The sequence below is a fragment of the Microbacterium sp. TS-1 genome (genome assembly GCF_000509385.1).
Classification (GTDB): domain Bacteria; phylum Actinomycetota; class Actinomycetes; order Actinomycetales; family Microbacteriaceae; genus Microbacterium; species Microbacterium arborescens.
The window spans coordinates 2,297,121-2,319,111 of sequence record NZ_BASQ01000001.1 but is presented as its reverse complement, the minus strand read 5'-3'; the positions used below and the strand labels follow the sequence as shown (position 1 = coordinate 2,319,111).

Genomic DNA, 21,991 nt, shown 5'->3' with positions numbered 1-21,991 from the left:
GGAGCCTTTCGGTCGTCGGCGGCGGGGCGGGTTCAGCGGGGACGGTTGCCGCGGGTCAGCGGTAGCCCTTGCTCAGCACGGCCTCGGTGTCCGCGATGATACGCGCGGCCACCTCGTCGGGCAGGGCGAGGCGCGGCGGACGGGTCGTCGTGCTCGCGAGCACGCCCGCGACCTGCTGCGAGAGCTTGATCGCCTGGACGAACCAGGTCTTGGAGTCCCAGCGCAGCAGCGGGTGCAGGTCGCGGTAGATCTCGCGCGCCCGCACCCAGTCCTGCGGGTCGTCGGAGGTCGAGAGCGTGTAGAGCTCGACCGTCGACGCGGGGATCGCGTTGGGGTAGCCGGCGACCCAGCCGACGGCGCCGTTGAGGCCGAGCTCGAACACGACGTCGTCGGATCCGATCGAGATGTCGAGGCCCGGCGCGAGCTCGCGGATCTCGTAGGCGTGACGGACGTCGCCCGAGAACTCCTTGACCGAGACGATGAGCCCCTCGGCGAACAGCCGCGCGAGCAGGTCGGGACGCAGGTCGACCTTCGTGTCGATGGGGTTGTTGTACGCGAGGATCGGCAGGCCGACCGCAGCGACCCGGCGATAGTGGTCGACGACCTCGTCGTCGCTCGCCCGGTAGGCGTTCGGCGGCAGCAGCATGACGGCCGGAGCGCCGTTCTCGGCGGCGTGCTCGGCGAAGCGCACGCTCTCGAGAGCGCCGTAGGCTCCGACGCCCGGGATGACGGCGGCGCCGGGCGCGGCCTCGACGGCGGTGAGGAAGACACGCTTGCGCTCCTCCTCGGTGAGCGTCTGATACTCGCCGAGCGAGCCGTTGGGGATGATGCCGGTCACGCCGTTCTGCGTCGTGAAGCGCACGAGCTCGGCGTAGGCGTCGTAGTCGACGGACAGGTCGTCGCGGAACGGCAGCGTGGTCGCGAGGTTGACGCCGTGCCAGGGCTTGCGGTCGGTCATGAGTCGTTCTCCGATCTGGCGATGTCAGGCGCCGGTGTCAGTGCAATTGCAATGGTATCCAATTCCGGGGCGGGCGGAAGAGTGAGTCGGTGACGCGCCTCTTCGTTGCCTGCCCGATCCGTCGCGGCGAACTCGATCACCTGCTCGCGATCCGTGAGGGCGCGGACGAAGGCTTCCTGGAACGTCGCCCAGAAGGTCCCCTCCCCCGCCCAGCGGATGCCGTCGACACCGGAGACGTCGTCGGTGGCGACGAGCGTGATCTCGACGGCGGCGCCGAGCTGTTTCACCCGCGCCTCGCTCTGCGGGGGCTGGGTGTCGATCGCGAGTTCGCGCCGCACGGTACTCGACCGCCCGTCCCCGTCGATCGCGCGCGCCTCGAGCCGCACGAGGCCCTCGCGATCGACGATGACGGGGCCGTCGGCCGTGCGCCAGGCGCCGTCGTCGATGCGCAGCTCGAGACGCAGCCGGTCGCCGGCCACGCCGGTGGCCCGCACCTCGACGGCGGGAGGGACGGTGAACCACCCCGACGCCGCCGGCGCGGGTGAGACCCCGATGTCGACGGTCGGCGGCATGGCGGCATCCGGGGTCGTGCTGAACGCCCCGACGACGTCCCGCGCGCGACGCGCGGCATCCGCGGTCACGGCCGACTCGGCGCCGATCCCGAGGCCGGCGTCGAGCCCGGCGCCGATGACGGCCCGTGCTTCCGACGCGCTCACGAGCGAGTCCGCCATGCCGCTGCGGCACACCGCGACGAGCCGGTCGAGCAGCTCGGCGTCGTCCTGCGGCGCGGGCTCGACCCACAGGTCGTCGACCAGTGTGGTGCCGTCGGCGCGCCGCCGTGCGGGCACCCCCGTCTCGACGCCGGCGAACCCGATCGTCCGGTCTGCGCCTCGCGAATACAGGTGGTACCGCTCGTCGGAGCCGTTCCAGACCGGTTCGTGGCGAAGCCCGGCGATCGAAACCGCGCCGGTCGCCGCGAGCGCCGCCGAGACATCGTCGACGTCGGCACGGGTCGCACCTCCCGGCATCCGCTGCGTGTTCCATGATCGTTCGATCGTCGTCGTCGACTCGTCGCGCGCGACGAGCACGTGCGGCCCGTAGCGCAGGCTGCGCAGTTCCGGGTCGTCGATCGTCGGCTCGGAGCGGAGCGCAGCGGGAAGCGCCAGCTCGATGCTCTCGTCGCCCTGCCAAGCACGGTCGATCGTGACGGAACCGCCCGGGCGCGCGTCGAGCTCCAACCGGCGTCCGTCGACGGCGACCTCGGCGCCACCGGCCACCCACTCGGGGATGCGCAGGTGGATCGTCAACCGCACCGGGCGGGCCTGGGTCGTCCGCACTCGGAGCGTGACGCGGTCTGCGAAGGGATGCTCCTGGTCGATGTCGACGCGGATCCCTCGCTCATCCCAGCGCAGCTCGGCGGGCGTGTAGCGGGCGACCCACAGCGCGGGCTTCGCGCCGGTCTCGCGGAAGAAGATCCCGGCCTGATGACTGACGTGGTTCTCGAGCCCGGTCCCGCCGCAGCACGTGCCGACGTTGTCGTACTCGGGCAGCGCACCGGCGTGCACCGGGAACATGTACGTCACCTCGGGGCTGTCGTCGGAGTCGACCGCGCGCCGCGAGCCGAGAATCTGGTTCTGCCGCGCCCGCTCCGCGTAGTCGAGGAAGCGGGGCTGGAGCGTATGACCGAACAGCGCCTCGGCGAGCTTGACGAGGTTGTAGGTCGCGCAGGTCTCGGCGTTGCGCCGGCCGATGTCGCCCGCGACCGTGCGCGGCGGGCCCCACAGCTCGTTCTCGCCGGTGCCGCCGTGCGCGTACATGCGTCCCGGGACGATCTGGTCGAACACCCCGATCGCGGCGGCGAGGTAGCGGCGCTCGCGGGTGAGCTCGTACTCGCGCACGTAACCGACGAGCTGAGGCAGGTGCTGGTTGGCGTGCATGCCGTCGAGGATGTCGCGCCCCGACGATGCCGCGTCGAGCAGGTCTGCCTGATCGAACGCTCGCGCCGCCGCGAGGAAGCGCGGCTCGCCGGCGACGGCGCTGAGCCGCGCGAGCGTCTCGTTCATGCCGCCGAACTCGCCCGCGATGTAGAGCGACCACATGCGCTGGCGGTGGTCGTGATCGAGCTTCTCGAGGCGGCCCGCGATCCAGTGCGCCATACCCGTGACGACCTCGAGGGCCTGCTCGTTGCCGGCGAGCTCGTAGGCGTCGAGCAGGCCCGCCATGAGCTTGTGGCATGTGTAATACGGCGCCCAGATCTCGCCGTAGGGCGCGAGATGCTCGAGCCGCGCGAACTGCCACTCGCCCGAGGCGAAGAGAAGGCCCGGGTGCGAGTACCGTCTGGTGGCGGCGAGCGCCTGCTGCACCTCGGCGAGCCCGCCCACGAGCTCGTCCACGCGCGATCGCAGCTCGTCGTCGTCCTCGCCCGCAGCAGCCAGCGCGAGCATCGAGAGGAAATGGCCCGTGTAGTGTCCGCGCAGCAGATTCGCCGTCTGCGCGACCTCACGACCGGGATAGTCGTGCTCGCCCCACGACTCCTCCGCCGGATGACCGAAGCCCTCCCACGCGCCCGGCGGCACCGCCCCGCGGGTGTCGAGCCCGGCGCCGGCGCGGAAGACCGCGAGGATCCGGTCGATCGGGTAGACCCGGGCGAGGCGCAGCATCCGGTCATGGGCGGGGGCGAACGCGCTCGTCGGCTTCAGTCGCACCGCCCCGTAGGGGAACGGCAGCGCGCGGGGTGCGGCATCCGTCATCGCTCGTCCGCCCACTGCGCGCGCGTCCACGCCTCGACCTCGGCGGCGGAGATCGGCAGGGCCGCCGACAGCACCTCCGAGCCCGCGTCGGTGACGAGCACATCGTCTTCGAGGCGCACGCCGATGCCGCGCAACTCGGGCGGGAGGGTCAGGTCGTGGGCGTGGAAGTACAGACCGGGCTCGACGGTCATGACGACGCCCGGCTCGAGCGCCGCACCCATGTAGTCCTCGTAGTGCGCCTGACTGCAGTCGTGCACGTCGAGCCCGAGGTGATGGCCGATCCCGCAGGCGAGGTATCGGCGGTGCTGCTGCCCCTCGGGTGACAGTGCCTCGTCGACCGAGACCGGCAGCAGCCCCCAGTCGTGCAGCCCCTGCGCGACGACCTCCATCGCGGCGAAGTGGAAGTCGAGATACGCCACGCCCGGCCGGATGCGGTCGAGTCCCGCACGGTGCGCCTTCTCGACGAGATCGTGCACCGCGCGCTGGGTCTGCGAGAACGTTCCGCTCGCGGGAACCGTGCGGGTCACATCGGCGGTGTAGAGCGACCGGGCCTCGACGCCCATGTCGAGCAGCAGCGCGGCATCCGGAACGACCTCGCCGTCGCACCGCACCCAGTGCAGGATGGGCGCGTGCGCGCCCGACCCGACGATCGTGGAGTAGCCCGGTCCGTTCCCGAACGTGCGTGCGTGGCGGTCGAACGTCCCCTGCAGCCACCGCTCGCCGAGGCCGTCGGCGATCGCCCGCGGCACCTCGGCCACGACCGCGCCGAATCCGGCGACCGTCGCGTCGACGGCCTCGCGGAGCTGGCCGATCTCCCACGCGTCCTTCACCATTCGCAGGCGGGCGAGCGCGCGTTCGAGCTCGACCGACACCTCGGCCCCCACCTCGGCGGCGAGCGCGGCTGCAGAGCGCGCGGCGGCGGCACCCCGCAGCTCGCCGTGGCGCCGGTCGAGCGCGGCGAGCGGCTCGACGGTCATGTCCAGCGCGTCGGACCACTCGGGCAGACCGGCCGAGGGGCCGACCCAGAGCTCGCCGTGGTTCGCATCCGAGAAGAAGCCGGCGTCACCGGGGCGGAACGGCGGCGGCAGGTACAGCACGGCGTCATGACCGCCGGCTGTGGGCCACAGCACGACCACGGCCCCCTCGACCTGGCACGCCGTCAGCCAGACGAAGCCGCTGTCGGCGCGGAAGCCGTAGTGGGCGTCGTCGTTGCGGACGGGCGCGTGACCGGCGGCCGCGACGATCACCCGCCCGGGAAGCGCGGCGCTCAGGCGGTCGCGATGATCGGATGCCGCGGCCGGGGCGCCCGCGGGCAGCTGTGGGCGGGTCGGCACGTCGGCCCAGTCGCGCGAGACGAACTCGGTGAACGCCGGCACCTGCGCGAGCCGCGGGTACCGCGTGCCGGCGTAGGGCGGACGGGGGGTGTCGGGGGCGGTCATCGCTTCTCTCCTCCGCGGTCTCGGACCAGCTCGCGCAGTCGCGTGAACGTGCGACCCGAGCCGATGCCGTCGTGCTCGAACTCGTTCGTCACCCACGACTGGGCGTTGCCGATGCGCGACAGCGTCTCGAGCTGCAGCCCCGCATCGACGTACATGTCGTCGAAGTACACCGCCGCCGCCAGCGGCACGTCGTTCGCGGCGAGCCGGTCGAGGTCGTACAACGGCGTCCAGGAGTCGCGGGCGGCCAGCGCATGGACGGCCTCCCGGAACCCGCGAAGCAGACGCACCTCGTCGAACATCCAGGGGAAGGCCATCTCGCCCGTGAACAGCAAGGGCCGCCGGTCCTCGTCGAACTCGGGACGACGGTCGCGCTCGGCCTGCGCCGCCCACGCGGTCGGCCCGCTGCTCGGGTCGCCGTAGATCGATTCCTGCAGGGTCCAGAACAGCGGGTTGCCGGCGCTGGAGCTGAGCGACTGCACGTCGGCGAGGAACGCCTCCGACAGCCGCCCGGGCCGGGCGAACGCCTTCTCGACGAGCCAGTGCAGGCGCTCGTGGCCGGGCTTCATCCCGAGGTCGATCCCGAGCGACTGGAAGCGGCGCACGGTCAGCACGTCGCCGTCGGGGAGGGTCACGTCGCCTTCGGCGAGCCGGTCGGCGATGCGCGCGATCGCCTCGGCATCCTCGGGGAATCGCCGGTACAGCTCCGCCGTCTTCGCCGCGACCCGGTCGAAGGTGCGCGCGTAGACCTCGGCGGCCCGCGGCGGGGTGCCGGGGATGCCGCCGCAGACGTAGCAGGAGGTCAGCGCCTCGGGCGCCGTCGACAGGTAGGTGAGCGTGAGGAAGCCGCCGTAGCTCTGCCCGAGTGTCGCCCACCGCCGCCCGCCGTAGAGCGTCTCGCGGACGTGCTCGAGGTCGCGGACGATCGAGTCGGCGCGGTGGAGGGACAGCAGGTCCGCGCCGGCCGCGGCGTCGAGCCCGGCCACGTCGACGGCTTCGAGGGGCGTGCTGCCCCCGGTGCCGCGCTGGTCGACGAGCACCACGCGATAATCGCGCAGGGCCTCGTCGATCCAGCCCTCGCGACGCAGCGGCCGTGGGTTCGAACCACCCGGGCCGCCCTGCAGGAACGCGAGCAGCGGCAGCTCATCGCGCGCCCGGTCGGGATCGACGAGCTCGCGCACGAGCAGCTCGATCGTCCCGGCCGCTGCTGTACCGGCGCTCCAGTCGAGCGGGACCTCGATGCGACGCTCCGCGACGCGGATGCCGGGCAGGTGGTATTCGGTCGTCATGACGCCTCCGTCTGGGTGTCGGATGCCGCGGCTGCTGCGCGGGCACGGCGAGCCTTCTCGGCGGCGCGCCGGCGGCGGTCCCACTCGGGGTTGATGCGGGGCACCGCCGCGAGCAGCGTACGGGTGTACTCGTGCTGAGGGCTCTCGAAGACGCGGTCGCGCTCCCCCGTCTCCACGATGGAACCGCGGCTCATCACGGCGATGCGGGTCGCGATCTGGCGGACGACAGCGAGGTCGTGCGCGATGAAGAGGTACGCGAAGCCCTCGTCGCGCTGCAGCGCGGTCAGCAGGTTGATCACCTGCGCCTGCACCGAGACGTCGAGCGCCGACACCGCCTCGTCGCAGATGACCATCTTCGGTCCGACCGCGAGCGCCCGGGCGATGCCGATGCGCTGTGCCTGACCTCCCGAGAACTGCGCCGGATACCGGTCGGAATGGTCGGGGTTGAGCCCCACCCGGTCCATGAGCGACCGCGTGAACGCGCGCGCCCCGCCCGGGATCTTCCGATTCTGATACCGCAGCGGTGCTGTCACGAGTCGCTCGACGGTGTGCTTGGGGTTGAGCGACGAGTACGGGTCCTGGAAGATCACCTGGACGTCGCTGCGGAAAGCGAGGAGGTCGCGCCCCTGCAGGTGCGTGACATCCCGCCCCTCGAACTCGATCGTCCCCGCCGTGGCGTCCATGAGACGGGCGATCAGCCGCGCGGCGGTCGACTTTCCCGAACCCGATTCGCCGACGAGGGCGAGAGTCTCGCCGCGCCGGATGTCGAGGTCGACGCCGTCGACGGCGCGGAAGCGGCTGCTGCGCGAGAACATCGTCGCACCCGGGCTCGCGAACTCCTTCACGAGGCCCGTTGCACGGCACAGCGGCGCGGTCTGGTCGGTCATGCCGTCTCCTCGATTCCGTCGTCCGGCGTGATCTCGCTGTCCGGCACGATCGCGATATCGGTCGTGCGCAGCTCGCCGATCGCGTCGTCGATGCGGGGAACGGCGTCGAGCAGTCGCCGCGTGTACTCCTCCTGCGGGTCGCTGAAGACCCCTTCGACGCTGCCCCGCTCGACCATGCGACCGGCTCGCATGACGACGATCTGCTCGGTCACCTCGCTGACGACCGCGAGGTCGTGCGTGATGAGGATGAGGCCGGCGCCCGTGTCGCGGCGGATCTCGGCGAGCAGATCGAGGATCTGCGCCTGCACCGTCACGTCGAGGGCCGTGGTCGGCTCATCGGCGATGATCAGCTCGGGCTCCATGCTGAGCGCCATCGCGATCATGATGCGCTGACGCATTCCGCCCGAGAACTGGTGCGGGTAGTGGTCGACGCGCTTCGCGGCATCCCTGATGTGCACCCGCTCCATCGCCTCGATCGCGACCCGCCGGGCCTCACGGCGCGAGACGCCCGACCGGTGCGACCGGTACGCCTCGGCGATCTGCGTACCGACGGTGTAGTACGGATTGAGCGACGAGAGGGGGTCTTGGAAGATCATCGCGATCCGGTCGCCGCGAACCTGCCGCATCTCCCGGCCGGGGAGGGTCAGCAGATCCCGTCCGTCGAAGGTGACCGAGCCCGTGGCGCTGCCGCCCCGGGGCAGCAGCCCCATGATCGCGAGGCTCGTCATCGATTTGCCCGAGCCCGACTCGCCGACGATCCCGAGCGCCCCGCCGCGCGGAATCGCGAAGCTCAGGCCGTCGACGACGCGGGCGGAGCCGCCGGCGGTACGGAACTGCACCGTCAGGTCATCGACGCGCAGGAGGTCGTCCGTCATCGGCATCCTTTCGCCGCTCATGCTTTGGCCGCCGTCCGCACGCGAGGATCGATCGCCGCGTAGAGCAGGTCGACGACGAGGTTGCCGACGATGACGAAGAACGCCGAGAGCAGCGTCACCGCCATGATGACCGGCTGGTCGTTCGACGAGATCGAGTCGGCGGTGAGCTTGCCCACGCCGTTGATGCCGAACACGGTCTCGGTGATCACCGCGCCGCCGAGGAGACCGGCGACGTCCATCCCGAAGATCGTCACGATGGGGGTCAGCGCCGGGCGCAACGCGTGGCGGCGCCACACGAGGCTCGGCCGCAGCCCCTTCGCGTGCGCCGTCCGCACGAAGTTCTCCTGCAGGGTGTCGATCACGTTCGCCCGCGTGAGCCGCGTATAGACGGCGGCGTATCCGACCGCGAGCACGATCCACGGCATGAGGAAGTTCAGGAACCACTGCACCGGATCATCGGCGAACGGCACCGCCTGCGGGAACGGCAGCCATCCGAGCGAGACGACCAGGACGAACTGCAGGGCCAGGGCCAGGACGTAGTTCGGGATCGACATCGACCCGAGGGTCAGCCCGGCCACGAACCGGTCGGTGAACTTCCCCTCGCGCACGGCGCTGAGGACGCCCCCGACGACGCCGCCGACGAGCCAGAGCACCGCCGCCCCGATCGCGATCGTCGCCGAGATGGGCAGGCGCTGCACGATCATGTCGCCCACGAGCTGCCCGGTCTGGAACGAGTACCCGAGGCACGGGGCGCCGCATGCGACCGTCGCGCCCGCGATCTCGTACTCGCGGCCGACGAACAGACCCGAGAGGTACGTGAAGAACTGCGTGAGGAAGGGCTGGTCGAGCCCGAGGTTCGCACGGATCTGGTCGATGCGCTCGGGCGTGCAGTTCTTGCCGCAGATCTGCACCGCCGGGTCGGGCGAGAGCACGAAGAAGATCACGAACGTGAAGAGCGTCACGAGGAACAGCACCACGACCATGCCGGTCGCGCGCGAGAGGACGAAGCGGGTCACGCGCGCACCTCCGCGCTGCCGACGAGCGCGCGGATGCGGTCGCCCAGGGTCGTGAACGAGAGCACCAGGAGGAAGAGGAAGGCGCCCGGGATGAGGAAGTACATCGGGTCGACCGCATACCAGGGCGCCGCCGAGGCGATCATCTGGCCCCAGCTCGGCGTGGGCGGGACGACCCCGACACCGAGGAACGACAGCCCCGCCTCGGTGCCGACGTATCCCGGCACCGCGAGGGTCGCCATCACGATGATGGTCGAGGAGAGGTTCGGCAGGATCTCGCGGAAGATGATCTGCACGCTCGAGGCGCCCGAGGCGCGAGCCGACTCGACGAACTCGCGCTCTTTGAGCGACAGCGTCTGCGAGCGCACGATGCGGGCGAGGTAGGGCCACCCGAACAGTGAGATCACGACGACGAGCAGCAGCACGCGTTTGTCCGCCGGCAGCGCCGACAGAATCGCGATCATGAAGATGAGCGCGGGGAAGGCCATGAGGAACTCCATGACCCGCGAGATGACCGTGTCGACCCAGCCGCCGAGGTATCCGGCCAGCATCCCGAGGACGACTCCGAGCACCGTGGTCAAGAGGGTGGCCGACAGCGCGACCGTCATCGAGACCTGGGCGCCGTAGACGATCCGGGCGAAGATATCGCGGCCGTTGCCGGGCTCGACCCCGAACCAGTGCTCGGCGCTGATGCCGCCGAGGGGCCCGATCGGGATCGCGCCCATATTGGGGTCGATCGCGCTCTGGTCGAACTGGTACGGAGACCAGCCGCTGATCTGAACGATGAGGGGCGCGAAGACCGCCATGAGCAGAACGAGCACGATGTAGGCCAGCGATAGCATCGCGGGCACATCGGTGAGGAAGCCTCGGAGGAGTTTCCGGCCGGACGCCGGACGGGATTCCACCGACTCGTCGAGAGGGGAATCACCGCCCGGCGTGGCCTCGACCTCGAGGGGGGCCGAGCTGAAGGTCATGTCAGCCCTTCGAGGGGTCCTTCAGACCGACGATCGTGAGGTCGGTCATGTTGGTGTTGGGGATGTAGCCGGCGATGTTCGACCCCGGCAGGAAGATGCCGTTCTCGAAGACCATCGGCGCGATGGGCGCGAGCTCCATGATCTGCTGGTCGAGCTCGCCCCAGGCCTCGTTGGCGGCATCGACGTCGGTCATCCCACGGATCTCGGCGATCCGCTCGTTGACGGCCGGGTCGTTCAGCTGAGCGAGGTTCTGGTTGCCCTTCTCGGTGATGGCCGCGCCGTCGAACAGCGGCGGGATGAAGGTGCTGGCGCTCGAGGCCCAGTCGGGGCACCACCCGGTGATCGCGGCGTTGTTCTGCTGCGACGGCGTCGCGATGGTCTCGTAGTAGATCGAGGTGTCGATGACGTTGAGCTTCACGGTCGCACCGATGCGCTCGAGGCCCTGCTGCACGGCCTCGGCCTGCGCCTGGGCGACGGGGTTCGAGCGGATGTCGAGGGTGAACTCGAACCCGTCGCCGAGCCCGGCCTCCGCGAGCAGCGCCACGGCCTCGTCGACGTCGCCGGTGTTGCCGTCGGAGGGGTAGAGGTCGTAGTCGAGGTGCCCGCTGACCGCCGGCGGGATGATCGTCGTCGCGACATCCGCCAGCTGGTTTCCACCCGACGCGTTCTGGATGCTGGCGCGGTCGAGCGCCCAGTTCACCGCCTGGCGCACGCGCAGGTCGTCGAAGGGCGGCTTCGACGTGTTGAGCGACATGTAGGTCGTGCAGTACGCCGGAGCGGTGATGGCACGCTCCTGCAGCTGCGGCGTCTGGATGCGGGGCAGCGTGGCGCCCGCGATCTTGCCCGCGATCGCGTTCTGGTCGGCGCCTTGCCCGGCGATCATGCGCTCGTCGATCGTCGCGCCGTCGATGCCGATGTCGAACTGCCACTGGTCGGGGTACGCCTTGCGCACCTCGTCGGTCTCGGGCTCCCAGTGCTCGTTGCGCACGAGCTTGATGGTGCTGCCGGGGGTGTAGGAATCGAGCGTGTAGGGGCCTGACGCGATGACGTCGTTGATGAACTCGTCGCCGCCGCCGGAACCGATTGGGAAGGGCACGGCGTTGGGCTGGGCGAGCACGTTGTCGAACTCGGGGAAGGGCGCCTTGAGGTGGAAGACGATCGTCTTCGCGTCGGGCGTCTCGATCGTGGGGAGATCCCCCGAGACGTAGGGGCCCTGGTAGTCGGCGGGCGCGTCTATGACGGACTTCAGATAGGGCGAGCCGATGCCGATCTGCGGATCCCATGCGCGGGAGATGCCGAACTCCATCTCGGCGGAGGTGATCGGGTCGCCGTTGTCGAAGAAGAGGTCGTCTTTGAGCGTGTAGGTCCAGGTGAGTCCGTCGTCGGACACCTCGCCGAGGCCGGTCGCGAGGTCGGGAACGATAGCGTTCGGGTCGTCGGAGTCGCCCGCGGCCTGCATCGTGAGGCCGCGGTAGAGCAGACGGTAGAACGCGTTGACGCCGCCGTCCCAGCCACGGGCGGGGTCGAGGTACGAGAAGTCGGCGTTCTGGAGCATGTGGACGGTTCCGCCGGTCTGCGGCGTTCCGTCGGTGCCGGTCTGCTGCGGCGAACCGCCGCCACCGGCGCACGCCGTGAGGGCGAGTGCCATGGCCGTTCCCGCGGCGAGGATGCCGGCGAATCTCCTGGTGGTGGTCATCGGTGGACCTTCCCTTTCTCTGCTCCATTGCGTCGAGTGCTGTCCATGAAACAACATCACGGTGCAATGTGCAATTGCACGATCACGCTGCATCCGTTCTACCGAGGTCTGCAGCGCGGGGAGGTCCGCGTGACACGATCGTCACGCGATCCGGCCGTTTCTTCACATCCGCGAAACACAGCGAGCGTCGCCCCGGGCGCGCGAGACTCGGAGAATCACGGCGATATCGGCTGCTACCGAGTCATCGCTCCGAGGTAGGCGACATTCTCCGAAGCTCGCGCTGCGGCGCAGCCCCGTCAGGGAAGCGGGCAGATCGCGACCGACGCGAGGTCGCCGTCCATCTGCTCGGGCGTCCAGGGCAGACCCGCCGGCGGCGCGGTCTCGCCCGAGGCGGCGGGAGCCTTCGACGCGATCGCGGCGAGCTGCCACCCGAGCACGCGGACCGCCTCGGCCGAAGCGCGGGAGTTGTTCAGCACGGCGACGACCGTGAGGCCCGTCTCGCGGTCGGCGAAGGCCACGGTCTGGTAGCCCGGGATCGAGCCGTACTGCCCGATGAGGGTTCCCGCCTGATAGGTGCCGCCGTCGACGGTGTACCAGGTCGGCGACCCCTCGCCCACCGGGATGGGGGAGCCGAACCGCTGGTCGTCGTCGAACGGACGCAGCCCCGTCGCGAGCGCGCGGACATAGCGGCCGAGGTCGGCTGCCGTCGTGACGACGCCCGAGGCCGTGAACCCGGCCGAGGGCGACAGAGCGGTGAGGTCGGCCGCCGTCGCGCAGTCGGGCGTCCCCTCGGGCGTCAGCACGGACTGCGTGCCGTGGAGTCCGATGTCCGCGGTGCGCGAGGGCAGGGATGAGCCTGCCATGCCGAGCGGCTCGAAGACGTAGCGCTGGAACAGTTCCGCGGCGGTGCTGCTCGAGGCGCGCTCCAGCGCCATGCCGAGGAGGACGTACCCGGCATCCGAATCGACGTAGGAGGTGCCGCCCGTCGGGCCCGAGGCCGCCAGACCGTAGGCGAGGAGCTCGTGCGGAGCCCACGGGCGCGCCGGATTCGCCTCCCACCGGCCCTGCAGACGCGGCTGGTACGAACCGAGGCCGGACGTGCTGTCGCAGAGCTGCTCGAGGGTGACGACCGGGGTCGCGGGGAATCCGACGATCCACTCCGTCACGGGGTCGTCGAGCTCGACCGTGCCGTCGGCTGCCATGCCGTAGAGCACGTCGCACGTCATCGCGCGGGTGACGGGTCCGGCCTTGAAGGAGTCGTCGGCAGTGACCTCGGTCCCGTCGGGGTTGGTGCCGAAGCCCTGCACCCACTCGCCCGACCAGGGCACCCAGACGCCCGCGATCGCACCGGCCGAGCCGGTCATCGCCATCGCACGCTCGACCGCGGCGGTGAGCTGCGCCTGCGTGTCGCCGCCGATCTCACCGTCGGCCTGCGGGGGCACGGCGACGCTGCTGACGCTCGCGGGCGCGCACGCCGAAAGACCGAGCGCGAGCGCGACCGCAACGGCGATCCCCGCGCTTCGACGGCGTCGAGTCGCACGCATTCCTGAGCCACCCCCCGAGATGTATGCCTCCAGTGAATCACACCGCTCCTGAGGATCCCGCGAACCTAGGGTGGACCCATGACACACGTTTTCGACGCCGACGCCATCTCCGGCGTGCTCGGTCACATGAACGACGACCACCGCGACGACAACCTGCTCATCGCGCGCGCGTTCGGCGAACCGGATGCCGCGGCGGCGACGATGACGCACTTCGACGGCGACGGCGGGGATTGGCAGGCGGTGGGGCCCGACGGCGGCATCCGGGAGATCCGCGTGGCGTGGCCCGGCGGCCCGATCACCGAGCGCCGCGAGGTGCGCCGGGAGATCGTCGCGCTGTACGACGAGGCCTGTGCGCGACTCGGCGTGGAGCCGCGCCCGCACGACTGAGCGTTACGGATTCGTTAAGAGGTCGGCGAGAAACCTTCAGGTTAGCTGTACCTAAGTGCTATCGTCGGGCCATGCTCGAACCGATCCCCTTCTCGACCGCTCTCCGCGAGCGCTCCAGCTCTGCGCACTCCGGCAGCGAAGGCGCCGGCTTCATGTCCGACCTCATGCGCGGCAAGGGCACCCGCGACGACTACGTCGCCCTGGTCGCGCAGCACTGGTTCATCTACGAGGCGCTCGAAGCCGCGGCATCCCGGATGTCGGCCGACCCGGTGGCCGCCACGTTCATCAGCGACAAGCTCACCCGGCTCCCCGCGCTCGAGGCCGACCTCGAGTTCTTGATCGGCTCAGACTGGCGCGAGCGGATCACGCCGCTGCCGACGACCGAGCGCTATGTCGCCCGCATCAACGAGGTCGGGGCTACCTGGGCCGGCGGTTTCGTCGCGCACCACTACACCCGCTACCTCGGCGACCTGTCGGGAGGCCTGTTCATCGGCAAGCTGATGGCCCGCCAGTTCGGCTTCGAGACCAACGGCATCGGCTTCTACATCTTCGGCGACATCGCCGATCCGGCGGCGTTCAAGGAGCGCTACCGCGAGCAGCTCGACGCCGCTCCCTGGGACGAGGCCGAGCAGCAGCGGGTGATCGACGAGGTGCTCGTCGCCTACCAGTTCAACACCGACCTGTTCACCGATCTCGCCGACGCGAAGGCCGCGCGCGCGGCATCCGTCGTCGCCTGATCCCCGCGACGCGTGACGCCGCCGGTCACATGCCGGCGGCGCGGACGGCGGCCATGAAGCGCCGCACGTCGTGGTCGACCAGGATGTCGCTGGGCCGGAGCGGTCGCGACAGGTAGAGCCCGTCGAGCGAGGTCAGTCGCGAGAGCGCGACGTAGGTCTGCCCCGGCGCGAAGGCGCCCGACCCGAGGTCGACGATCGCACGGTCGTAGGTCTTGCCCTGCGACTTGTGGATCGTCACCGCCCAGGCCAGTCGGAGCGGGAACTGCGTGAACTCCGCGACGATCTCGCGGGTCAGCTTGCGCGAGCCCGGGTCGTACGCGTAACGGAACCGCTCCCAGACGGCAGGCTCGACGTCGTGCTCCTCGCCGTCGAGCTCCACGCGGACCGATGACCCCGCGATGCGGGTGACGGTTCCGATGGAGCCGTTGACCCAGCGCGGGCCGTCACCGGCATAGCCCGCGACGTCGTTGCGGAGGAACATCACCTGCGCGCCGACCTTCAGCTGCAGCTCGGGGTCGGCCGGGTACGACGTCTCCCCCCGCCCGAAGTCGCCGCTGACATCGGCCTTCGCCGTCTGCACCGGGCCCGTGAGGGCGTCGAGATGCCGCTGGTTGATGCGGTTGACGGCATCGTTGCGGGTCGCGAGCGTGATGACGGGCGGCTCGTCACCGGTGGGAGGCGGCGGTGTGCGGGCGCCCGCCGCGTTGAGAGCGGCGGCGATGTCGGCCGTGACGACGCCGTACCGGACGGCGTTGAGCATCTCCTTGAACCCCGCGTCCGCCTGACGATGGATCTCGCCGAGCTCCGCGATGTGCAGCGGAGCGCCGACCCGGCCGAGATCGAGCAGTCCATCCGAGCGGATCGCGCCGGCATCCGCCTTCGGGCCCGCCCACACCTGCGCGTCGAAGAACCAGAACGAGCGATAGTGATCGCGGATGTACTTCAGCTCGTCGCCGCGCGGCGGCACCGGCGAGAGCTGATATGGGTCGCCGAACATGACGATCTGCACGCCGCCGAACGCCTCGGAGCGCCGACGACGCGCTTGTCGCAACGACCGGTCGATCGCATCCATCACATCGGCGTTGACCATCGAGATCTCGTCGATGACGAGCGTGTCGATCGCGTTGAGGATGCGGCGCGTCGGCTCGGACTGCTCGAGTTCGCTGTCGGCGACGAGTCCGATCGGCAGCCGGAAGAGGGAGTGGATCGTCTGCCCCTCGACGTTGAGCGCAGCGACGCCCGTCGGAGCGCAGATCGCGATCTGCTTGTCGGTGTTCCACGCGAGGTGCTGCAGCAGTGTCGACTTGCCGGTACCGGCTCGCCCGGTGACGAAGACGTGGTCGCGGGTCGTCTCGATCCGGCGGAACAGTGCCTCCTGCTCAGCGGAGAGAGGCGGCAAGGTCACCGATTCATGGTAGCCACAGGTGAGCCTTCCTAGACTTGTGCTGTGCACGAGGCGCAGACGACTCCGGACGCCGCGACCGGCGACGATGAGTCGAGCGCGCCCGAGAGCGCCCGCCGCCCCGGGCAGGGTCGCCGTCGGGGTGCACGCAGCGGTCGCCGGCTCGCCCTCGACCTCACCGCGATCGGGCTGCTGTCGGTGCTCGCCCTCGGGGCTCTGGGCGTCGGCGGAGTCGCGGTGTACCGCACGCTCTACAGTCCCGCCGCGTTCGTCGAGCGCTATCTGTCGCTGCTGAGCAGCGGCAGCGCCGCCGACGCCCTGCGCCTGCCGGGCGTCGCGATGGATTCGGCCGAGCTCGCCGCGGCGGAGCTGCCGTCGACGACATCCGAGGTGCTGCTGCGCCGCGCCGCCCTCGCACCGCTGTCGGACGTCTCGGTGATCGGCGAGCGCGTCCGCGGCGACGTCACCGAGATCACCGTGACCTACCTCGCGAACGGTCACCGCGGCCGCACGCAGTTCGACGTCGAGCAGGACGGCTGGATCGGCGTCGCCCCCGCATGGCGCTTCGCGCACAGCCCGCTGTCGGCGATCGACCTGACCGTGCGGGGAGCCACCCGGTTCCAGGTCAACGGCTTCGAGCTCGACACCCGGCAGGTCGCACCCGAGGGCGTGGATGCCGATCCGCTCGTGCCGGTCTCGATGCTCGTCTTCTCTCCCGGCGCCTACTCGATCTCGGTCGACACCCCGACGGCGCAGACCCCCGGGGTGGCCGTGCTCTCCGACGCTCCGCAGAAGGCGGTCCCCGTCGATCTGCAGGCGCAGCCGACGCCGGAGTTCGTCGACGTCGTGCAGGATCGCGTCGACGAGTTCCTCGCATCGTGCGCGACGCAGCAGGTGCTGCAGCCCACGGGATGCCCGTTCGGGTACTTCGTCCGCAACCGCGTCGAAGGCGCGCCGCAGTGGTCGATCGCGGAGAACCCGAAGATCGAGGTCGTCCCCGACGGCGCGCAGTGGGCCATCCCGAGCACCCGGGCCGTCGCGCACATCGACGTCGACATCCGCTCGATCTACGACGGGCGACTCAACGAGGTGTCGGAGGACGTCGAGTTCTTCCTGACCGGATCGATCACGATCCTGCCCGACGGCACCGCATCCATCCAGGTGTCGGCCGACCAGGGCTGAGCGGGGTCAGCGGCTCCGCGCGGCGTCGCGGCGCGCGAGCTCGGCGAGGCGCTCGTTGTACTCCTCGAGCTCGGTGTCGCCGGCACGGTCGACCTGACGGTCGCGGCGGCGCTGCATCCGGTCATCCGATCGGCTCCACTGGATCGCCACCGTGATCGCGAGGATCAGGGTGGGGATCTCCCCCACCGACCAGGCGACGCCGCCGCCGATGTACTGGTCCTCGAGCGGCGTCGGCCCCCACGTTCGGCCCATCGATCCGAACCACTCCGCGGCGAACATCCCCGACGACATCATGATCGCGATGCCGAAGAAGGCGTGCATCGCCATGACCGCGATGAGCGTGAGCAGACGGAACGGATACGGCAGGCGGTAGGGCACCGGGTCGATGCCGATGAGCGACAGCACGAACAGGTAGCCCGAGATGAGGAAGTGGACGACCATCCACTCGTGTCCGATGTGGTCGTACAGCGACCAGCGGAACAGATCGGTGTAGTAGAACACCCACAGCGAGCCGATGAACATGATCGACGCGAACGCCGGATGCGTGACGACGCGCGAGAACGGGGTGTGAACGGCCCAGAGGATCCACTCGCGTCCACCGCGCGACCCGTCGTCGCGCTTGCGGATGGAGCGGGCGGCCAGCGTCACGGGCGCCCCCGCCACGAGGCACAGCGGGATCGCCATCGACAGCAGCATGTGCCCGACCATGTGCAGGCTGAAGAGGTAGTCCTGGTAGGCGTTGATGGGCCCGCTCGTGACCCACAGCAGCAGGAGCAGGCCGAAGACCCACAGCGCCGTCCGGTAGATCGGCCAGCGGTCGCCGCGCTTGCGCAGACGCCGGACACCGGCGAGGTAGAAGAACAGGCCGAACCCGACGGCGAAGACCCAGAGCAGATCGACATCCCACATCGTGAACCAGCGGTCGATCGTCAGCTCGGGAGGCAGGACCGTGCCGGTCAGGATCTGGGCCGGGGTCTGCTGCTCGGGGAGGGTCGTGTCGACGGGCGGCGGCGTGCGCGCGAGCGCGGCGGCCGCTCCGCTCGCGATGCCCATGAAGACGATCTCGACGGTGACGAGCAGCCAGAACACCCGCGCCGCGCCCGATGAGGCGAGCTTGGAGATGAGCCGTCCGCGATACGAGGCGCCGAGGATGCCCATCGCGATGAGGGCGACGACCTTCACCAGCAGCAGCGCCCCGTACGGCGAGAACAGGTTGGCCGGCGAGAGGATCGCGACGGCGGCGCGGACCGTTCCCGAGACCGCGACCACGATGAAGGCCACGAGCGCGATGCTCGAGTAGCGCGACACGATCGCGACCATGTCGGCCCGGTCGACGACGGGCCGGATGATGACGAGCAGCAGCAGGCCGCCGAGCCAGACCGCCGCGGCGACGATGTGCAGCGCCAGCGCGGTGACCGCGATGTTGTGGTTGGCCTCTTCGCCCGAGTGGCCCTGCGTCGCCATCGGGATGAGGGATGCCGCCGCGAGGATGCCGACGATGAGCGTCGAGGTCCAGCCGCGGACGGCGAAGGTGAGCACCGTGAGCACGGCGCCGGCGATCGTCGTCAGCAGCCAGGCGCGCCCGGCCTCGGTGTCGACGAGGAATCGGCCGAGCTGCTGACCGAACTCCGCGCTGGCGCTGGGAGCCGCGCCCAACAGGTTGAGGAAGGTGAAGAACGCGGTACCCGCGCTCGCGACGGTGAAGATCGCCGCGGAGATCGAGGCGGCGTCGAGGGCCGTGTCGAACGGGCGCTCGCCCGCGCGCAGGGCGAACAGCGCCACGACGAGGGATCCGACCATGCCCGCCGCCGCGAGGTTGACGACGAGCTTGATGACCGGCAGACCCCACCGGACGAGGGGTCCGGGGTCGAGCAGCTGCAGCGGGGCGGCGCCGCCGCCGGCCGCGAGGCCGATGAGGACGACGATGAGAGCCGACACAGCGAGGATCGCCGGTCCGGCGAGACGCTGCGCTCGGGATTCCACCCCACCAGCCTACGGCGGCCGGGCGCCCCGGGCCTCTCAGCCCCTCAGCCCCTCAGCGGCTGAGCCGCGAGGTCCCATTCGGGCCGGGTATGTCGGCCGGGTTTCCGGCTCAAGTGGGACCTCGAGAAGCGAGGCGGGGCGGGGGGCGGGGCGGGGGCGGGGCGGGGCAGGGGCAGGGCAGGGGGACGACGGAGGGGGATGCCGTACGGCATCCCCCTCCGGTGAATCGTCGTCGATTACTTGACGGCGGCCTTCAGCTTCGAGCCGGCGGTCACCTTGACGCGCTTGCCCGCGGCGATCTTGATCTCCTCGCCGGTCTGCGGGTTGCGGCCGGTGCGAGCGGCGGTGTCGACCTGCTCGAAGGCGATCCAGCCCGGGATCGAGACCTTGCTGCCCTTGGCGACGGCCTCGGAGACGGTCGTGAAGAGCGAGTCGAGCACGCCCGAGACGGCGGCCTGGCTCTGACCGGTGGCGCTGGCGATGCTCGCGACGAGCTCGGTCTTGGTGATGGACTTGTCAGCCATAGGGTTGTCCTCCAGACGGCGGACGACGGACGCGCCGCCGACAGCGTGGGTGGTTCCCGGGGACTCGCGTCCCGCGGTTGGTCGTTCGACCGGTCCCGAATATACGCGGATTCCGCGGAATTTCGCGGATTTGCCGGCTTCCAGGGGCGCTTTCACCCGGCGTGTCGCCCGTTTTCGGGGCGCATGGGACGAATGTGACGCCTGCGCGGGGTCGCCGGGGTCGGCGCGACGGTCAGATCCGGCGCAGTGCTGCGACGACCTCGGCCTCCCACCGGCGCGCCGCGGGAAGCGCTCCGACGAAGATAGGGGTGTCATGCGTGACCCCGAGGTACCGGGTCGCGCTCGCCTCCACCCCGGCGCGGCGCAGCTTGGCGGCGTAGGCCGCTCCGTCGCTGCGCAGCGGGTCGTACTCCGCCGTCAGGATCACCGCCGGCGGAAGGTCGGCGAGCGAATCGGCACGCATCGGCGAAGCGTAGGACTCGCGCGCCCGCGAGCGGTCGCCGAGATACGTGCGGGCGACCGAGACGAGCTCGCGCACGGCGATGAACGCGGGGATGCCGAGGGCGTAGGTCGCGCGCAGATCGATGAACCTCCCCGTGAGGTCGGTCACCGGCACCTCGAGGATCTGCACGGCGACGGGGAGGCGCGCCCGATCGCGGTTCATGAGCGTCAGGACGGCCGCGATGTTGCCACCCGCCGACGACCCCGAGATGCCCACCCGGTCCGGATCGATGCCGAGCGCCCCCGCCTCGTCGTGGAGCCACCGCCATGCCGCGTACGCCTGCTCGATCTGGGTCGGATAGCGGTGCTCGGGCGCCAGCGAGTAGTCGACCGCGACGAGGACGACACCGGATGCCTCGGCACGGCGCCGGCACGCGGCATCCGCCGTCGGGTAGTCGATGCCGCCGATACGGAAAGCGCCACCGCCGATCACGAGGCACGCGGGGGCGGGCTCGCCCGCAACGAGCGTGGTGGGGCGGTAGACCCGCACACGCACGTCGGGGTAGCCGGGCACCGGGACGACGTGCTCGGACGTGGCGATCTCGGGGCCCGGTGTGCCGACCGTCCGGAGCTCCTGGCGGTCCCAGGCGAGCGCGGCCTTGCGGTGACGCTCGCGCGGCGTGAGCGGGCGCTTGCCCGCGGGCTTCGCCGGGGCGGGCGTGGGGGCCGGGCTGGGGGCTGAGGTGGGGGCGGTTCCCGGTACGCCCTCCGCGGCGGGGGATCGCGGGGTTCGCGGCATCCGATCGGCCACCGCGGACGTGACCGATCGCCAGGCCTGCCGCAGGAGGTAGCGCCGGTGCGTGCGCAGCCGCTCCGCGAAGAAGGGATCCAACGGCATGGTCAGTCTCCGTCCGCGCGCTCGGTGCGCTCGTCGAGCTCTCGCAACCGCCGGAGCTTCGACCAGGGCACGAAGACGATCCACATCACCGACGCGATCGCGCCGCCCATGATCATCGAGCTGATGTCCATGCTCCGACCGTAGCCGTTGCCGCGGATACCCGTCCCGAGCGCAGGCGGCGGGAACGACGAAGCCCCCGTCCCGACGAATCGGGGCGGGGGCTTCGGCGCTGTGTTGCAGGCCGCTTACCAGCTCGACTTGGTCACACCGGGCAGCTCGCCCTTGTGTGCCATGTCGCGGAAGCGGACGCGCGAGATGCCGAACTTCGAGAGGTGGCCACGGGGGCGACCGTCGATCGCGTCGCGCTTGCGGACGCGAACCGGCGACGCGTTGCGCGGGAGCTTCTGCAGGCCGACGCGGGCGGCCTCGCGGGCCTCGTCGGTCGCGTTCGGGTCGACGAGGGTCTTCTTCAGCTCGGCACGCTTCTCGGCGTAGCGGGCGACGACCTCTTCACGCTGGTTGTTGCGCGCGATCTTGCTCTTCTTAGCCATGAGATCAGCGCTCCTCTCGGAATTCGACGTGCTTGCGGATCACCGGGTCGTACTTCTTCAGCACGATGCGGTCGGGGTTGTTGCGACGGTTCTTGCGCGTCACATAGGTGTACCCCGTACCGGCGGTCGAACGGAGCTTGATGATCGGACGGACGTCCTGAGCCTTCTTCGCCATTAGAGCTTCACACCCTTCGCGATCAGGTCCTTCACGACCGACTCGATGCCGCGGGCGTCGATGACCTTGATGCCCTTAGCCGACACGTTCAGCGTGATCTTGCGACCGAGCGAAGGAACGTAGTAGGTCTTCTTCTGCACGTTCGGGTCGAAGCGGCGCTTCGTCCGGCGGTGCGAGTGCGAGATGTTGTGACCGAAGCCGGGAACTGCTCCGGTCACCTGGCACACTGCTGCCATAGTGATTCTCCTTAGTACCGTGACACCGGACGGTGCCACCCAAGATCCCTTGT

Annotated in this window: 21 protein-coding genes; 3 read left to right on the top strand and 18 right to left on the bottom strand. The window is 70.3% G+C overall.

Features of this window, described 5'->3' with window-relative positions; translation table 11 throughout:
• Nucleotides 1–55: 55 nt before the first annotated feature.
• The 10 genes from MTS1_RS10800 to MTS1_RS10755 form a co-directional block, all read right to left on the bottom strand.
• A complete protein-coding gene (locus MTS1_RS10800) occupies nt 56–958 on the bottom strand; it encodes a dihydrodipicolinate synthase family protein (RefSeq protein WP_023953734.1) in 903 nt (300 codons plus the stop codon).
• Nucleotides 955–3,738: a beta-L-arabinofuranosidase domain-containing protein gene (locus MTS1_RS10795; protein ID WP_233494920.1), complete on the bottom strand. Its 2,784-nt coding sequence runs from the start codon at nt 3,736–3,738 to the stop codon at nt 955–957. The genes MTS1_RS10800 and MTS1_RS10795 overlap by 4 nt, the downstream gene beginning before the upstream one ends.
• On the bottom strand, nt 3,705–5,147 hold the full coding sequence (locus MTS1_RS10790; protein ID WP_023953729.1) for an aminopeptidase P family protein: 1,443 nt from the start codon (nt 5,145–5,147) through the stop codon (nt 3,705–3,707). The genes MTS1_RS10795 and MTS1_RS10790 overlap by 34 nt, the downstream gene beginning before the upstream one ends.
• A complete protein-coding gene (locus MTS1_RS10785) occupies nt 5,144–6,433 on the bottom strand; it encodes an alpha/beta fold hydrolase (RefSeq protein WP_023953727.1) in 1,290 nt (429 codons plus the stop codon). Before MTS1_RS10785 ends, MTS1_RS10790 begins: the two co-directional genes overlap by 4 nt.
• The gene (locus MTS1_RS10780) at nt 6,430–7,320 is read right to left on the bottom strand and encodes an ATP-binding cassette domain-containing protein (protein WP_023953725.1); all 891 of its coding nucleotides are present in this window, start codon (nt 7,318–7,320) and stop codon (nt 6,430–6,432) included. The genes MTS1_RS10785 and MTS1_RS10780 overlap by 4 nt, the downstream gene beginning before the upstream one ends.
• On the bottom strand, nt 7,317–8,195 hold the full coding sequence (locus MTS1_RS10775) for an ABC transporter ATP-binding protein (protein WP_023953723.1): 879 nt from the start codon (nt 8,193–8,195) through the stop codon (nt 7,317–7,319). The genes MTS1_RS10780 and MTS1_RS10775 overlap by 4 nt, the downstream gene beginning before the upstream one ends.
• A gap of 17 nt (nt 8,196–8,212) precedes the next feature.
• Nucleotides 8,213–9,211: an ABC transporter permease gene (locus MTS1_RS10770; RefSeq protein WP_023953721.1), complete on the bottom strand. Its 999-nt coding sequence runs from the start codon at nt 9,209–9,211 to the stop codon at nt 8,213–8,215.
• Nucleotides 9,208–10,182 carry an ABC transporter permease gene (locus tag MTS1_RS10765; RefSeq protein WP_023953719.1) on the bottom strand — a complete coding sequence of 325 codons (975 nt, stop codon included), beginning with the start codon at nt 10,180–10,182 and terminating at the stop codon, nt 9,208–9,210. The genes MTS1_RS10770 and MTS1_RS10765 overlap by 4 nt, the downstream gene beginning before the upstream one ends.
• A 1-nt stretch (nt 10,183) precedes the next feature.
• Nucleotides 10,184–11,878, bottom strand: coding sequence for an ABC transporter substrate-binding protein (locus tag MTS1_RS10760; protein WP_023953717.1), 1,695 nt, complete (start codon nt 11,876–11,878; stop codon nt 10,184–10,186).
• Nucleotides 11,879–12,174: 296 nt separating this feature from the next.
• Nucleotides 12,175–13,422, bottom strand: coding sequence for a serine hydrolase (locus tag MTS1_RS10755; RefSeq protein WP_036304755.1), 1,248 nt, complete (start codon nt 13,420–13,422; stop codon nt 12,175–12,177).
• Between the two features lie 78 nt (nt 13,423–13,500).
• Here MTS1_RS10755 and MTS1_RS10750 point away from each other — a divergent pair, with 78 nt between their 5' ends.
• Together MTS1_RS10750 and MTS1_RS10745 are read left to right on the top strand one after the other, a co-directional pair.
• On the top strand, nt 13,501–13,809 hold the full coding sequence (locus tag MTS1_RS10750; protein ID WP_023953713.1) for a DUF2470 domain-containing protein: 309 nt from the start codon (nt 13,501–13,503) through the stop codon (nt 13,807–13,809).
• Nucleotides 13,810–13,880: 71 nt separating this feature from the next.
• Nucleotides 13,881–14,546, top strand: a complete 666-nt coding sequence (locus MTS1_RS10745) for a heme oxygenase (biliverdin-producing) (protein WP_023953711.1) — start codon at nt 13,881–13,883, stop codon at nt 14,544–14,546.
• 25 nt (nt 14,547–14,571) lie between these two features.
• Here the strand turns inward: MTS1_RS10745 and MTS1_RS10740 are convergent, their stop codons facing one another.
• The gene (locus tag MTS1_RS10740) at nt 14,572–15,951 is read right to left on the bottom strand and encodes an ATP-dependent RecD-like DNA helicase (protein ID WP_036304754.1); all 1,380 of its coding nucleotides are present in this window, start codon (nt 15,949–15,951) and stop codon (nt 14,572–14,574) included.
• Between the two features lie 42 nt (nt 15,952–15,993).
• Between MTS1_RS10740 and MTS1_RS10735 the strand changes: the two genes are divergently transcribed.
• The gene (locus MTS1_RS10735; RefSeq protein ID WP_023953707.1) at nt 15,994–17,130 is read left to right on the top strand and encodes a hypothetical protein; all 1,137 of its coding nucleotides are present in this window, start codon (nt 15,994–15,996) and stop codon (nt 17,128–17,130) included.
• Nucleotides 17,131–17,136: 6 nt separating this feature from the next.
• Here MTS1_RS10735 and MTS1_RS10730 read toward each other — a convergent pair whose 3' ends face one another.
• From MTS1_RS10730 to rpmB, 7 genes are all read right to left on the bottom strand, one after another.
• The gene (locus MTS1_RS10730) at nt 17,137–19,113 is read right to left on the bottom strand and encodes a cytochrome c oxidase assembly protein (RefSeq protein WP_023953705.1); all 1,977 of its coding nucleotides are present in this window, start codon (nt 19,111–19,113) and stop codon (nt 17,137–17,139) included.
• A 236-nt stretch (nt 19,114–19,349) separates the two neighbouring features.
• Nucleotides 19,350–19,637, bottom strand: a complete 288-nt coding sequence (locus MTS1_RS10725; protein WP_036304753.1) for an HU family DNA-binding protein — start codon at nt 19,635–19,637, stop codon at nt 19,350–19,352.
• A 232-nt stretch (nt 19,638–19,869) separates the two neighbouring features.
• Nucleotides 19,870–20,976: an alpha/beta hydrolase gene (locus MTS1_RS10720; protein ID WP_023953701.1), complete on the bottom strand. Its 1,107-nt coding sequence runs from the start codon at nt 20,974–20,976 to the stop codon at nt 19,870–19,872.
• 2 nt (nt 20,977–20,978) lie between these two features.
• Nucleotides 20,979–21,107: a hypothetical protein gene (locus tag MTS1_RS16885; RefSeq protein WP_256977545.1), complete on the bottom strand. Its 129-nt coding sequence runs from the start codon at nt 21,105–21,107 to the stop codon at nt 20,979–20,981.
• A 114-nt stretch (nt 21,108–21,221) separates the two neighbouring features.
• On the bottom strand, nt 21,222–21,527 hold the full coding sequence (rpsN, locus tag MTS1_RS10715) for a 30S ribosomal protein S14 (RefSeq protein WP_023953697.1): 306 nt from the start codon (nt 21,525–21,527) through the stop codon (nt 21,222–21,224).
• A gap of 4 nt (nt 21,528–21,531) precedes the next feature.
• Nucleotides 21,532–21,702, bottom strand: coding sequence for a 50S ribosomal protein L33 (gene rpmG / locus MTS1_RS10710; protein WP_005051772.1), 171 nt, complete (start codon nt 21,700–21,702; stop codon nt 21,532–21,534).
• Complete coding sequence (gene rpmB / locus MTS1_RS10705; protein ID WP_005051771.1) at nt 21,702–21,938, bottom strand: 50S ribosomal protein L28; 237 nt, start codon at nt 21,936–21,938, stop codon at nt 21,702–21,704. Before rpmB ends, rpmG begins: the two co-directional genes overlap by 1 nt.
• Nucleotides 21,939–21,991 lie beyond the last annotated feature (53 nt).

Bases quoted from the DNA above. Each gene is read 5' to 3' on its own strand.
- MTS1_RS10760 (WP_023953717.1), bottom strand. From the start codon at position 11,878: ATGACCACCACCAGGAGATTCGCCGGCATCCTCGCCGCGGGAACGGCC.
- MTS1_RS10720 (WP_023953701.1), bottom strand. From the start codon at position 20,976: ATGCCGTTGGATCCCTTCTTCGCGGAGCGGCTGCGCACGCACCGGCGC.
- MTS1_RS10775 (WP_023953723.1), bottom strand. From the start codon at position 8,195: ATGACGGACGACCTCCTGCGCGTCGATGACCTGACGGTGCAGTTCCGT.
- MTS1_RS10800 (WP_023953734.1), bottom strand. From the start codon at position 958: ATGACCGACCGCAAGCCCTGGCACGGCGTCAACCTCGCGACCACGCTG.
- MTS1_RS10755 (WP_036304755.1), bottom strand. From the start codon at position 13,422: ATGCGTGCGACTCGACGCCGTCGAAGCGCGGGGATCGCCGTTGCGGTC.
- MTS1_RS10750 (WP_023953713.1), top strand. From the start codon at position 13,501: ATGACACACGTTTTCGACGCCGACGCCATCTCCGGCGTGCTCGGTCAC.
- MTS1_RS10780 (WP_023953725.1), bottom strand. From the start codon at position 7,320: ATGACCGACCAGACCGCGCCGCTGTGCCGTGCAACGGGCCTCGTGAAG.
- MTS1_RS10785 (WP_023953727.1), bottom strand. From the start codon at position 6,433: ATGACGACCGAATACCACCTGCCCGGCATCCGCGTCGCGGAGCGTCGC.
- MTS1_RS16885 (WP_256977545.1), bottom strand. From the start codon at position 21,107: ATGGACATCAGCTCGATGATCATGGGCGGCGCGATCGCGTCGGTGATG.
- rpmB (WP_005051771.1), bottom strand. From the start codon at position 21,938: ATGGCAGCAGTGTGCCAGGTGACCGGAGCAGTTCCCGGCTTCGGTCAC.
- MTS1_RS10790 (WP_023953729.1), bottom strand. From the start codon at position 5,147: ATGACCGCCCCCGACACCCCCCGTCCGCCCTACGCCGGCACGCGGTAC.
- MTS1_RS10745 (WP_023953711.1), top strand. From the start codon at position 13,881: ATGCTCGAACCGATCCCCTTCTCGACCGCTCTCCGCGAGCGCTCCAGC.
- MTS1_RS10765 (WP_023953719.1), bottom strand. From the start codon at position 10,182: ATGACCTTCAGCTCGGCCCCCCTCGAGGTCGAGGCCACGCCGGGCGGT.
- MTS1_RS10725 (WP_036304753.1), bottom strand. From the start codon at position 19,637: ATGGCTGACAAGTCCATCACCAAGACCGAGCTCGTCGCGAGCATCGCC.
- rpmG (WP_005051772.1), bottom strand. From the start codon at position 21,702: ATGGCGAAGAAGGCTCAGGACGTCCGTCCGATCATCAAGCTCCGTTCG.
- rpsN (WP_023953697.1), bottom strand. From the start codon at position 21,527: ATGGCTAAGAAGAGCAAGATCGCGCGCAACAACCAGCGTGAAGAGGTC.